At 68.1% G+C, this 11,745-nt stretch carries 11 protein-coding genes; 5 read left to right on the top strand and 6 right to left on the bottom strand.

Annotated elements, in window-relative coordinates; translation table 11 throughout:
- Positions 1 to 20: 20 nt before the first annotated feature.
- From MBA17_RS01630 to MBA17_RS01620, 3 genes are read right to left on the bottom strand one after another with little or no spacing between them, the layout of a single operon-like run.
- A complete protein-coding gene (locus MBA17_RS01630; RefSeq protein ID WP_238494397.1) occupies positions 21 to 1,202 on the bottom strand; it encodes a DegT/DnrJ/EryC1/StrS family aminotransferase in 1,182 nt (393 codons plus the stop codon).
- A complete protein-coding gene (locus MBA17_RS01625; RefSeq protein ID WP_238494396.1) occupies positions 1,199 to 2,203 on the bottom strand; it encodes a Gfo/Idh/MocA family protein in 1,005 nt (334 codons plus the stop codon). Before MBA17_RS01625 ends, MBA17_RS01630 begins: the two co-directional genes overlap by 4 nt.
- The gene (locus MBA17_RS01620; RefSeq protein WP_238494395.1) at positions 2,203 to 2,904 is read right to left on the bottom strand and encodes an HAD family hydrolase; all 702 of its coding nucleotides are present in this window, start codon (positions 2,902 to 2,904) and stop codon (positions 2,203 to 2,205) included. The genes MBA17_RS01625 and MBA17_RS01620 overlap by 1 nt, the downstream gene beginning before the upstream one ends.
- 1,173 nt (positions 2,905 to 4,077) lie before the next feature.
- Between MBA17_RS01620 and MBA17_RS01615 the strand changes: the two genes are divergently transcribed.
- The gene (locus MBA17_RS01615; RefSeq protein WP_238494394.1) at positions 4,078 to 5,364 is read left to right on the top strand and encodes a Glu/Leu/Phe/Val family dehydrogenase; all 1,287 of its coding nucleotides are present in this window, start codon (positions 4,078 to 4,080) and stop codon (positions 5,362 to 5,364) included.
- Between the two features lie 271 nt (positions 5,365 to 5,635).
- Complete coding sequence (locus MBA17_RS01610; protein ID WP_238494393.1) at positions 5,636 to 6,523, top strand: trypsin-like serine peptidase; 888 nt, start codon at positions 5,636 to 5,638, stop codon at positions 6,521 to 6,523.
- A gap of 13 nt (positions 6,524 to 6,536) precedes the next feature.
- Here the strand turns inward: MBA17_RS01610 and MBA17_RS01605 are convergent, their stop codons facing one another.
- Entirely contained in the window at positions 6,537 to 7,409 is an 873-nt protein-coding gene (locus MBA17_RS01605) for a Gfo/Idh/MocA family protein (protein WP_238494392.1), read from the bottom strand.
- Between the two features lie 409 nt (positions 7,410 to 7,818).
- Between MBA17_RS01605 and MBA17_RS01600 the strand changes: the two genes are divergently transcribed.
- Both MBA17_RS01600 and MBA17_RS01595 read left to right on the top strand, forming a co-directional pair.
- A complete protein-coding gene (locus tag MBA17_RS01600) occupies positions 7,819 to 8,529 on the top strand; it encodes a viperin family antiviral radical SAM protein (protein WP_238494391.1) in 711 nt (236 codons plus the stop codon).
- Positions 8,496 to 8,690 carry a hypothetical protein gene (locus MBA17_RS01595; protein ID WP_238494390.1) on the top strand — a complete coding sequence of 65 codons (195 nt, stop codon included), beginning with the start codon at positions 8,496 to 8,498 and terminating at the stop codon, positions 8,688 to 8,690. The genes MBA17_RS01600 and MBA17_RS01595 overlap by 34 nt, the downstream gene beginning before the upstream one ends.
- Here MBA17_RS01595 and MBA17_RS01590 read toward each other — a convergent pair.
- Entirely contained in the window at positions 8,684 to 9,736 is a 1,053-nt protein-coding gene (locus MBA17_RS01590) for a thiamine-phosphate kinase (RefSeq protein WP_238494389.1), read from the bottom strand. The two genes, MBA17_RS01595 and MBA17_RS01590, sit on opposite strands and share 7 nt — an antisense overlap.
- Complete coding sequence (locus MBA17_RS01585; protein ID WP_238494388.1) at positions 9,733 to 10,509, bottom strand: type I phosphoribosyltransferase; 777 nt, start codon at positions 10,507 to 10,509, stop codon at positions 9,733 to 9,735. Before MBA17_RS01585 ends, MBA17_RS01590 begins: the two co-directional genes overlap by 4 nt.
- Before the next feature lie 190 nt (positions 10,510 to 10,699).
- On the opposite strand from MBA17_RS01585, the gene MBA17_RS01580 reads away from it, so the two are divergent.
- Positions 10,700 to 11,581, top strand: a complete 882-nt coding sequence (locus tag MBA17_RS01580; RefSeq protein WP_238494387.1) for a carbohydrate kinase family protein — start codon at positions 10,700 to 10,702, stop codon at positions 11,579 to 11,581.
- The last annotated feature ends 164 nt before the right edge of the window (positions 11,582 to 11,745 follow it).

The raw sequence follows: 11,745 nt of genomic DNA, 5'->3' as shown, positions 1-11,745 counted from the left end.
CGGTCGAGACACCTCATGCGTCACACACTCTCCGTCGAGGGGTCGCATCGGCGCAGCGCGTGCGCGCCGGCCGTGATGATCTTCTCCAGCCCGCCGTCCGACAGCCCCGGATACACCGGCAGGCAGACATGGCGGCCGGAGAACCGCTCGGTCTCCGGCATCTCCGGCATCCCGGTCTCCGTCAGCGGCCCGCTCCGCCTCAGGCCGGCGAACGCCGGCTGCCGGTGAATGGGCTCGGCATGCCCGGCGAGGGGCCCCGGCAGTTCGATCCCCTGCTCGCCCATCGCCGCGGCGAAGCCGTCGCGCGCCTGTCTCGTCGGCAGCTCCAGCCAGTATTTGTAGTGGTTCACCACCACTTCGGCGCCGAACGGCCGCCGGTAGCCCGCGAAGTGCGCGTCGTACCGCGCGGCGATCGCTCTGCGCCGAGCCAGGCTCTCCTCGAACCGGTCCAGCTGAACCAGTCCGAGCGCGGCCTGCATCTCGGTCATCCGGCAGTTGCCGCCCGCGTGGCGGTGCACGCCGTCCGCCGAACGTCCCTGGTCGCCGAGCAGGCGGACCCGGTCCGCCAGTTCCCGGTTGTCGGTGAGCACGGCACCGCCCTCGCCGGTGGTCAGCACCTTGCGCGCGTAGAACGAGAGAGTGGCGGCCACCCCCCAGGACCCCGCGGCCCTGCCCCGGTGGGTACTGCCCAGCGCCTGCGCGGCGTCCTCGACCAGATGGATCCCCCGGTCGCGGCACAACCGGGCGACCTCGTCCAGATGCCCGCTGATCAGCCCGCCCAGGTGGGTGACCATGACGACGGTGGTCGCCGGTGTGAGGGCATGTTCCACCTGGGCGGCGGTCGGGCCCAGGCTGCCGGTGTCCATGTCGACGAACCGCACGTCGGCACCGACCGCGAGCACCGCGGCGGCGCTGGCGATGAAGCTGCCCGCCTGGACCAGGACCTCATGCCCCGGCCCGACGCCGAGCGCGCGCAGCATCAGCTCCAGCGCCGCGGTGCCGTTCGTCACCGCGACCGCGGCACGCCGTCCGGTACGGCGCCGCAGCGCGGACTCGAACTCGGCGACCAGCGGGCCCGAGGTCAGCGCCCCGGACTCCAGCGACGTCCGGATTCGTGCCAGCACCGCCTCGACGCCGTCGTCGTCGAGCCAGACCTCGTGCGACGGCACCGTGGAGGTGGCCTGAGCGTAATCGGCGGTCATGCGGCACCCTTCTCCGCCAGGTCGACTCGTTCGAGCACGCCGATCACCTCGCCCACCATCCGCTGGTGCGCGTCCAGCGCCGTGTCACCGGCGGACGGCGGCGCGACGGACGGCAGGCCGGTGGTCAGCAGGCCGGTGGTCAGCAGGTCGGTGGTCAGCAGGTCGAACTGTGCCAGCGCGAGCTGGTACTTCGACCGGCGGGCCGATGGCCCGGGCAGCGGCACCGGAGCCGTCAGCGGCCCGTCGACCCGTTCGCTGTCCACGACCAGCTCCCCTCGCGTGCCGGTGATGACGACCGGCCGGTCGCCGCGGCCGTCCGCGTAGCGGAAGCAGGCCCGCAGCGGCACGGCCACCCCGTCGACGACGAACCGCCCGCGGAGCACATGGCCCAGGTCCGCGCCTTCCTCGCGGGTCCAGCGCACCTGCTCCAGCGGGCCGAACAGCCCGACCAGCAGGGTCAGGGGATAAGGACCGAAGTCACGCGCCGGGCCCGCCTCCGGGCCGAGGAACCAGGCCCGTTCGGGAGCCACCTCCCCGTTGTCGAAGGGCCCGGACTTGGCGAAGTCGACGGTGATCGAGGTGAGCCGGCCGAGCCCGCCGGCCGTCACCAGCGCCCGGATCGCCTCGGCGGCCCAGCCGGAGGCGGTGAACGGCGCGGCCACCAGCGCCCGCCCGGACCGGCGGGCCATGCCGCACAGGTCGGCCCAGCTCCGGGTGGTCGGCGCGGCGGGCTTCTCCACCAGCACGTGGTAGCCGCGTTCGATGGCCGCCCTGGTCATGGCGGCATGGCTCGGAATGGGCGTCAGGATCAGGGCCCGGTCTCCGGCCTCCGCGGGCGGCAGCTCGGTGAGCGCGTCGAGTCCGAGCCCCTCGGCCGCCGCCCGTGCGGCCGGGGAGGGGTCGACCACCCGCACCCGCGCGCCCCTCGCGGCCAGCTCCGGCAGGTAGGAGTTCCGCGCCACGTGGCCGAAGCCCACCAGGACGGTCGTGTGCGCGGCCATCACCGCTCCTCACCCGTGACATCGAGCAGCTCGGTCAACCGGCCGATCCGCAGGGCTCCGGGCAGCTCCGGCCGGAGACCGAGCGGGTCGTACAGGACGCAGCGCCCGATGCCCGCCGCCCACGCACCGAGCAGATCGTTGATCAGCCCATCCCCGACGAAGCACGACCGGGCAGGTGGGATCCCCACCTGACGGCAGGCGTCGTGGAAGATCTCCGGGCGCGGCTTCTCGACCCCCAGCACCGCCGAGTCGACCGTCACGTCGAAGAACTCGCGCAATCCGGCCTCGGCGAGCTCCTCCGCCACGTTTCCGTCGGCATTGGCCACGGCCACCAGCAGCACCCCGGCGGCACGCAGCGCGTCGAGGACCACGAGGGCGTCCGGATCGACGCATCGGTAGAGCCCCGGCGTGTCGAGCACGTCCCGGAAGGCCGCCATCGCCGGGCCCGGCGCGATGCCCAGCAACTGGCCCCAGCGCGCCGCCTCCTTCGCTATGTCGTCCAGCCCGCGCGGCAGCAGCTCCCGGCTGGCCTCCAGCGCCAGGACGAAGGCCGCCGAGGCGTCTTCCGGCGCGACGTCCCGCACGCCGTACCGGGTCAGGCAGGTGGTCAGGATCACCGGGTCGGCGTGGATCAGCGTGGACCCGACGTCGAACAGCACGGCGTCGGGCTCTGGTCGTAACCGGGTGCCGGTCAACCGCATCCTCACTTCCCTTCCGGATCGCCGAGCGCGCACGGACGCGATGGGTACACGGCACGTCATCACGGAAACACCGGCGCCGGTTCGCGCGAGAACCGCAGACCTTCATCGCCGGATCGTCACGATGGAATCGACATCCGAAAGATGCTTATGATTTCTGAACCCGAATAGGAAAAGTAAATCCACCAGGAGCATGACTCGACATGAAATAATTACATGCGCTGTCAACATCATTTATGTCAATGACTATAGGTCGCCGGTCTGGTGCGAGACAACCCTCCTACGACTTCATGCGTGCTCTGTTCCGGGAGCGACAGAACGGCGTCGTCGACCGCCTCGCCGACTCGCGCCCAGTCGAGGGGAACGGACCGGGAACGCAGGGTTCAGGCGGCCATGACCTCGGTGTTCGAGCGCCGTCAAGGGACCGCCGCGACGTCGGCCGGGATCCGCACGAACCGAGGTGGCGGCATATGACCGAGGCCCCTCCCCCCGATTCCGCTCCAGGACGACGAGCCGAACGCGGTCAGGCCGGAACCCGGCGAGCGGCTTCATCTGCCGGCTCGCCGCCGGTCAACGCCATCTCACTTGGTGCGGGGAAATCCGCGCCTGGGAATGGGGAAGAGGGCGATGGGGTCATAGGACCGAGCAATCATGAACGTCCGGTCCGGGTGAATCCGATCAGGGCCGGAGCAGGCCAAAAGAATGGTCGACACCGAGAGATTCCATTCACCCCGCTCACGACGGAGACCATGAGCGACCGCGAAGAAGGGCCGAGGCAGGCGGCCCGCGTGCTCGCGAAACCCCGATCAGGCGGAGCGCATATCCGGAAGGTGCGGCGTCGTCCGCCATCCCGGTCGGGGACGCCGGCGATCTCGCCCCGGCGAACACCCCCTAAGGTGGGGCCGCCTGCGATCGAGGCGGCCGGTTCCAGCCGTTCGATGGGCGCCGGAGCCGCGGGCGTGGCCGGCGCGGACGACTGCCGGGCCCTCCCGCCTCCTCGGGTGTGACAGATAGGCAAATTCCAGGGATGAAGCGCGCCACATTGGCACGTTCCCTTGACCGCCCGAACCCGGTTGGATCAGTAGGCGTGATCGGCGGCGGGGCAACGGCGCCCCGCACCGATCCGGCCAACTTCATCGAGCGGGGCAACGGCGCCCCGCCCATCCGGAGGTCTTCATGACCGTCATGGTGCCGTCAACGACGCCGGCCACCAGCCGACCCGTCCCGCTGGGACGCCAGGCACTCGACTCCGCGCTGTTCCAGTTCGACCAGGCCGCCGACCATCTCGGCCTCGACGACGGCCTGCGCACGATGCTCGCCACACCCCGCCGCTCCCTCACCGTCGCGGTGCCCGTACGCCGCGAGAACGGGCGAATGGACGTCGTGCAGGGCTACCGGGTCCAGCACAACATCTCACGCGGCCCGGCCAAGGGCGGCGTCCGCTTCCATCCCGCCACCGACATCCACGAGATCACCGCGCTGGCGATGATGATGACCTGGAAGTGCGCGCTGGTCGGCATCCCGTACGGCGGGGCCAAGGGCGGCGTCGCCGTCGACCCGGGCGCGCTGACCACCCGCGAACTGGAGCGGGTCACCCGGCGCTACGTCAACGAGATCCTGCCCCTGATCGGCCCCGAGAAGGACATCCCCGCGCCCGACGTGGGCACCGACGAGCAGACCATGGCCTGGATCATGGACACCTACTCGGTGAACGCGGGCTACTCGGTGCCCGGCGTCGTCACGGGCAAGCCCACGACGCTCGGCGGCTCGCTCGGCCGGGCCGGCGCCACCTCACGCGGCGTGCGGATCGCCACGCTGTCCGCGCTCGGCCGCGACCCCGACGGCGTCACCGTCGCCGTCCAGGGCTTCGGCAAGGTCGGCGCCCTCGCCGCGCAGTACCTCTCGGACGCGGGCTGCCGGGTGGTCGCCGTCTCCGACGCGACGGGCGCGGTCGCCGACCGCGGCGGGCTCGACGTGACGGCCCTGCGCGCCTACAACAAGGAGTCCGGCGGCCTGTACGGCTACCGCCACGCCGACGCCCTGACCCACGACGAACTGCTCGAACTCGACGTCGACGTGCTCGTGCCCGCCGCGCTGGAAGGCGCGCTCACCGCGGAGAACGCGCCGAGGGTCCGGGCCCGGCTCATCGTCGAGGGCGCGAACGGCCCGACCACGCCCGAGGCGGACGAGATCCTGACCGGGTCGGGTACCACGATCGTGCCCGACATCCTGGCCAACGCCGGCGGGGTGATCGTCTCCTACCTGGAGTGGGTGCAGAACGCCCAGGCCAGCTCTTGGAGCACCGACGCGGTGGATGACCGGCTGCGCGCCATGATGGACCAGGCGTTCGGCGAGGTGCGCGCCCTGGCCGCCGCCCAGCGGTTCACCCTCCGCCAGGCCGCCCACGCCATCGGGGTGGGCCGGGTCGCCGAAGCACACCGAATCCGCGGACTGTATCCCTGACGGCACCCGATCTCACGCACCCTTAACGGCAGAACCTGGACAACCCGGCCCTGAACGGCAAGCCCACGGCACGAACCTTGGTCAGCACCGACCCTGCACAGCGCGGACCCGGGTCAGCGCGGACCTTGGCAGCTCGAACCTGGGCAGGACACCGGATTGTCACGGCACCAGAGCTGGGCAGGGAGTGGGCGGGAGTTCGCGGACGATCCGTTTGCGATCTCCGGACCTTACCGCAGGCGTGACCGATCGTGACTCCGGGTAACCGATCCACGTGTTCACGGGATGGCGTCTCCTCCTCGCGGTACTCCTGTTCCTACCGGCCGCGGCGCTGCCCGCCGTACCCACGGAGGTGGCGTGGGCTCGGGCCGGGACGTCCCGGCACGTTCCGCACACGCGGGATGTGCCGGGACGGCAGGTGATCACGCCGGGCGGCGACCGGTACGGCTACGCCCGGGTGCGCAGGCCGTACACGGCGGAAGCGCCCGAGCGGGTGACCGGGCTGCTGCTCGCGCATGACCGGTTCACCGGCCGGAACAGGGTCTGCGGGGCCGCCGTGCTCCGTTCCCCGGGACGCGACCTGGTCCTCACCGCGGCGCACTGCCTGTTCGACAACTACGGGCGGAACCGCCGCTGGTACGACGGAGTCGTGTTCGTGCCCGCGTACAACAGCACGGGCCTCGGCGACACGCCGCTCGGGGTCTGGCCCGCCGAGCGGCTGTGGGTGCCCAGAAGGTGGCGGACCCGCTCCTACTCCCCCAGCGTGCTCCCGTGGGATGTCGGTGTGGTCCGCGTGGCCGGCCGGGCCGGGCGGCGGCTGGAGAAGGTCACCGGGCCGGGGCTACGACCGCTGGTCAGCCGCTCGGGCGAACAGCTGTCCGGGCTCACGCTGCTCGGCTACCCGGGCGACGTCGGCTACTCGGGCGACGACATGTTCCGCTGCCTCGCCGACGCCGGTGAGTCGGGCGGGCCCGGACCGGGCATGCTGATGACGCGCAACTGCCAGATCGTCGGCGGCCACAGCGGCGGCCCCGTGGTGTACGGCGGCGCGGTGGCCGGAGTCGCCTCCTCCTCCAGCCCCTACCGCAGGGGCAACGGTTTCACCCTGATCACCCGCCTCACCCCGCACCGCCTCACCAGGATGCTCGCGCTCGCCCGCTGAGCCGGCCACCGGGTCAGCAGGCGGCGACGATCTCCTCGCAGAGCGCGTGGGTGCGGAGGGCGTCCGCCCCGTCGATCACGCGGCCCTCGCGGACGGCGGCGAGGAACGCGAGGCAGATCTGCTCGATGCCGCGCTGCCTGGCCACGGAGGTCCAGTCGGGCCTGCGGGTGAGGGTCTCCCCCGCCGCGTAGTCGACCACGTCGCCGAGGTTGACCACCCGCCGTTTCATGCCGCCGCCCATGACCTCGCAGCTCTCCTCGGCCGCTCCGCTGACCCGGTTCATGATGCCGAGCGCGGTGAAGCCGTCGCCGGACAGCTCAAGGACGACGTGTTCGAGCAGGCCCTCCCTGACCCTGGCGCGGATCTCGGTCCGGGTCGCCTCTCCCGGCGTCAGGAACCGCAGCGTGTCCACCACGTGGATGAAGTCGTCGAACACCACCTTGCGCGGCGTGGCCGCGAACGCCGCCCGGTTCTTCTGCATGACGACCAGGTCACGTGGGAGATCCAGCAGGTCCGCGTAGCCGGGAGCGTGCCTGCGGTTGAACCCGGTCATCAGCGAGCACCCGGCCGCCCGCGCCTGCCGTACGAGCCGGTCGGCGTCGGCCAGGTTGTCGGCGATCGGCTTGTCCACATAGACGTGCACGCCCGCGCGCAGCAGCCGCTCGACGATCTCGGGGTGCGCCACGGTCGCGGCGTGCACGAGTGCGGCCTGGACTCCCGCCTTGACCACCTCGTCCACGGAGGTGTGCCTGGCCGGGATCCGGTGTTCGTCGCCGAGCAGGTCGAGCCGCTCCCTGTCACGTGTGCACAGATGGAGCTCGATGCCCGGCACCTGGGCGAGCACGGGCAGGTACGCCTTGCGGGCGATGTCTCCAAGGCCGATCATGGCGACTCTCATTGGCTGTCAGGGGCGCGGTGCCCCAGCCCCCCTTCGGTTGGTTCCCGCACTCTTGGCCGGGGGGCGGCACCGCCCCCCGGATGGCGAACGGCACCTCGCGGGTGACGCAGGCCGTGCTGCGGAACCCGGAGCCCCCTCCTGTAAGGATCTCAGGCTCTTCACCCGTCAGGCACGGTGTTCAGGCGATCACAACGAGAGGCGCTGTACGAAAGGAGCTGTTACGCACGGTTCTGCCGAAGGCCGATGCTTTCCCTGAGCCATTCGATCTCAAGCGATCCGCCGCTGCGTCCAAGGGGTATCATCCCGCGTCTGACTTTTAAACGGCCCCTGAGCTGACAAGTCCGATAAATCACACTAACATTCGCGTGACAGGGACGTATAGCCAATGGAGATTATAATGATCTTAACAGGCGCGCGCGTACCAGTCGAGACAGTTAATTTTCATCTTTGGCAACCCTGCAATATGAAATGCCGCTTCTGCTTTGCCACCTTCCGCGACGTGCGGCGCACGGTCCTGCCTGAGGGACACCTCACTCAAAATGATGCGGAACGGGTGGTGTCCCTGCTCGCGGACGCCGGGTTTCTCAAGATCACCTTCGCTGGCGGAGAGCCACTGCTCTGCCCCTGGATCATCGATCTGATCCGGCTCGCCCGCGCCCATGGCCTCACCACCGCACTCGTCACCAACGGCAGCCTGCTGAGCACCGAGACCCTCCGGAGCCTACGCGGCATCCTCGACTGGGTGACGATCAGCGTCGACAGCCTGAACTCCGCCACCCTGGCCATGACGGGCCGGGTGACAGCGGCGCTACCCGCGAGCGAAACCCACTACCTCGACCTGTGCCTGCGTCTCAAGGAGAACGGCTTTCGCCTGAAGATCAACACCGTGGTCACCACCGCCAACCACTTCGAGGACCTGACCGAGTTCATCATCGCCGCCCAGCCGGAACGCTGGAAGATATTCGAGGTACTCCCGTCTGGGGACAGAACTCAGGAAAGGTGGAACCCTTGCTGGTCACCGCCGACCAGTTCGCACGATTCGTCGCGCGGAGCGTATCCGTGGAGGCGCACGGCGTGCGGATCATTCCTGAGGACAACGAGGCGATGACCGGCAGTTATGCGATGGTCGACCCAGCCGGCCGCTTCTTCGACGCCCTTGGCCACGGCTACACGTACAGCGACAGCATTCTCCAGGTCGGCGTCGGAGAGGCCATCTCCCAAATTACTATAAATCGCAAGAAATTCCTCGCCCGTGGTGGGCTTTACTGAATGAACCTCCCCTTCTCGATGCTGTCCATGAAACCGGTGGCATCCTCGATCCTGCTTTTGAAGTGTTCGTTCACCACGCCACGCACCATGTGTTCGGCCCCATCGCCCGCGCGCGCGACGACACCACTGCCAGCCGTGATCTCGCCGATGCGATAGATGGGAACACCGCGCACCTCGCGCAGTTCCGCCACCCGATCAGGGGGAACGCAGTACAGGATGTTCCAGTCACCGCCGCCGAAGATAAGTTGCGTGAGCGGGATACCGGTCTTTCGTGCACACTCGACGGCGAAATCATGGTAAGGAACCTCGGCGAGGTCGAGGTTGACCTGAACGCCCGCCGACGAGAACGTCTGGAGCACGTCCAAAATACCGTCGCTGGCGTCCATGCCGCAGCGTGCCGCCTTTCTCTTGTTCATCTCCCGTGCCGCACACCACTGCGCAATGGGTGAGGCGAGATACTCGATGTAGGCGTCGACCGTGTGGTCCCGCTCATCCTGCGGCACGTTCTTCAGCATGAAGTACGCTCCGGCGAAACCGCCTACCAATCCGGCGCAGAACAGCTGATCCCCGGGTTCCGCCGTGTTTCTCGGCAGGAATCCGTCCTTTTCGATAATACCGATGGCGGTTCCCACCACATGGGGGTCCTGAGCCTCCTTCGTGTCGCCGCCGGCGTAGATCACTCCGTTGGCCCGGCATTCGTCGGCGGCGCCGAAAATGATGTCCCGCACGTTAACGGCCTTCTCGGTACCGGGTACCATGACCGCCATCATGCAGGCGATCGGCCGCCCGCCCGACGCGAGGATGTCACTGCAATTCGCGGTGACCGCCATTCGTCCCCAGGTTCGATATCCGGACCAGCCTTCTTTGAGCGCCACCGGGTGCGAAGCCCGATCGATCTTCTGGATGAGATTGAAGGGGGCATCCGGCAACTCGATCACCGATGCGTCATGCCCGAATCCGCCAAGCAACAGGGGGTCCACATACAACCCGGGAAGCAGGTCGGCCAAGAATCCTTTTTCGCCCCAGGATGTCAGGTCGCCGGTCACGACTTCTCCGTCCCTTCCGGTCGCCCATCGTCTTCCAGGGCGGATTCACCGTACTGTTTGAATCGAGCCAGCTCTTCGTCGTCGATCTGGTACTTCGAGTGAAGTTCGACCGAAACCTCGGCGAGCCCCTCCCTGGCATTGCCGTCGAGCCTCTCGAACAGGCAGACGCAGTGGGACACATTCAAGCCATACCTGCGGAGCAGTTTGACGCATCGGGTGAGGAACGTCGCCTCCATGCAGAGATCATCCACCAGAATCGCGGTCGATCCCGGAGAGAAGGCCCCTTCGATCGGATATCCGAACCGCGGAGCCCTGCCGGTCCTGATCATCAGGAAGTTCAGCCCGAGGCGTTGTGCCGCACCGGCCCCCACAAGGAGATTTCCTTCACGCGGAGACGCGAATGAAACGCCGTTGAGTGATTGATATCCCGCCGTTTGCCGGACGAAATCCGCCAGCGCCCCCGCCAGGGTCTCGCGTTTTTCCGGATCACAGGCGGCGCTGTGCATGTCTAGATATATCCCGATCTCCTGCTTGTCGATATAGCCGACGCCCTTTTTCTCCGATTCGATGAAGATATGGTTCGCGGCAATAATCCTGACAGGGTCGGAAGTGACGTCGCGGAGTATCTTTCCGGCTTCTACCGGATCCATTCTCTCGCCGGGCGCTCCAGGCTTAAGCGACTTTTGCAGCCTGTACTGGCTGAAATTGACCAACAAGGTCAGTGCACCGACCAGGGATCCCGTCACGGCGAGAGCGAATATGACGACTTCCACTTCTGCACCAGGCTTCTTCCCACGCGGATGGGCCAGAGGATATCCGGTTCGAGCAGCCTGCCGCCACCCCTTCAAAGCCGTGGATCACTAGGCAACTAATCCATAATTCCATTTAAGGCTAGTCCGAAAAACGGCCACCCGGTACACTGAGGCGCTGAGCATTGCAAGAACCAGAACAAAGGGGACTTCAATGGTCGATATCGTAATCATAGGTCACGTCGGAACAAACGATGAATACTCCCCGCACGGCGAGACCCGGAGTCCAGGCGGTGCCGGATACGGATGCGTACGCGGCGCCGCTCTCCTCGCCCCCCAGCAGGTCGGGCTCGTCTCGGCGATCGGTGCCGATTACGATCTAGGTCCACTCCGGAGGCTGGGCATCGATACCCGAGGACTGGGAATCCTGGACGGGCATTCTGCTCGTTTTCGCATTGTTCAGCATTCCGATGGCAGGCGGTCGTTCGACACGGATCTCGGAGTGGCCTCGCACGCCGCCCTCTCCTGCTTTCCCAGGGAGTACGAGAGCGCCGGTCACGTGCATATCTGCACCGCTCCCCCGGCCCAGCAACAGGAATGGCTGGCCTTCCTGAAGGCGCTCCCCGGGCACCGGACCGTGTCAGCCGATGCGTTCGAGCACTATGCCGAGCTCGATCCGGAGGGGTCTCGCGTCGCCCTCAACAGCTGCGATCTCGCCTTCATGAACGACGAGGAACGCCGGATCCTCTTCGCGGACGGTCCGCTGCCGCAGAACTCCGCCATCACGAAGCACGGCCCGAAGGGCGCTTCCTACTCGGCGGCCGGGCGGACCTGGCACGCCGCCACCGTCCCGGTCACGCCGGTGGACACCACCCATGCGGGAGAGATCCTGGCCGGGGTGTTCCTCGCGCTGCGCTCCGCCGGGGTCGAGCCCGCACCGGCTCTCAGGCAGGCGGTCCGTGCCGCCACCGCCAAGGTCACACAGTTCGGTGTCGACGGCGACAGGCTTCTCGGCGTCCTCTCCGAGATCAGGGCCGAGACCCGAGACCCTCGCGACGCCACCGATTCCCCCTGCGAACTCGGCATTCATCGCTGACCCGGCCGGATCCTCCGGCCCCGACAACCGGGAGACCAGCCCCCTCTCGTCCGACACCGCCCTTCACCGGCCTTCGGTCACCAGCGCCATCGGGATGCGTGATCAGGGGTGAGCCCGCGAGATTAGGGGCGGGGAGCCGTCAAGGGCTGGGAGACCATGAGGAC

Origin of the sequence: Dolomitihabitans soli (assembly GCF_022213955.1) — a bacterium.
Lineage (GTDB): Bacteria > Actinomycetota > Actinomycetes > Streptosporangiales > Streptosporangiaceae > Streptosporangium_A > Streptosporangium_A soli.
Note: the sequence above shows the minus strand (reverse complement) of the source record. Positions and strands in the feature narration are given on the sequence as shown.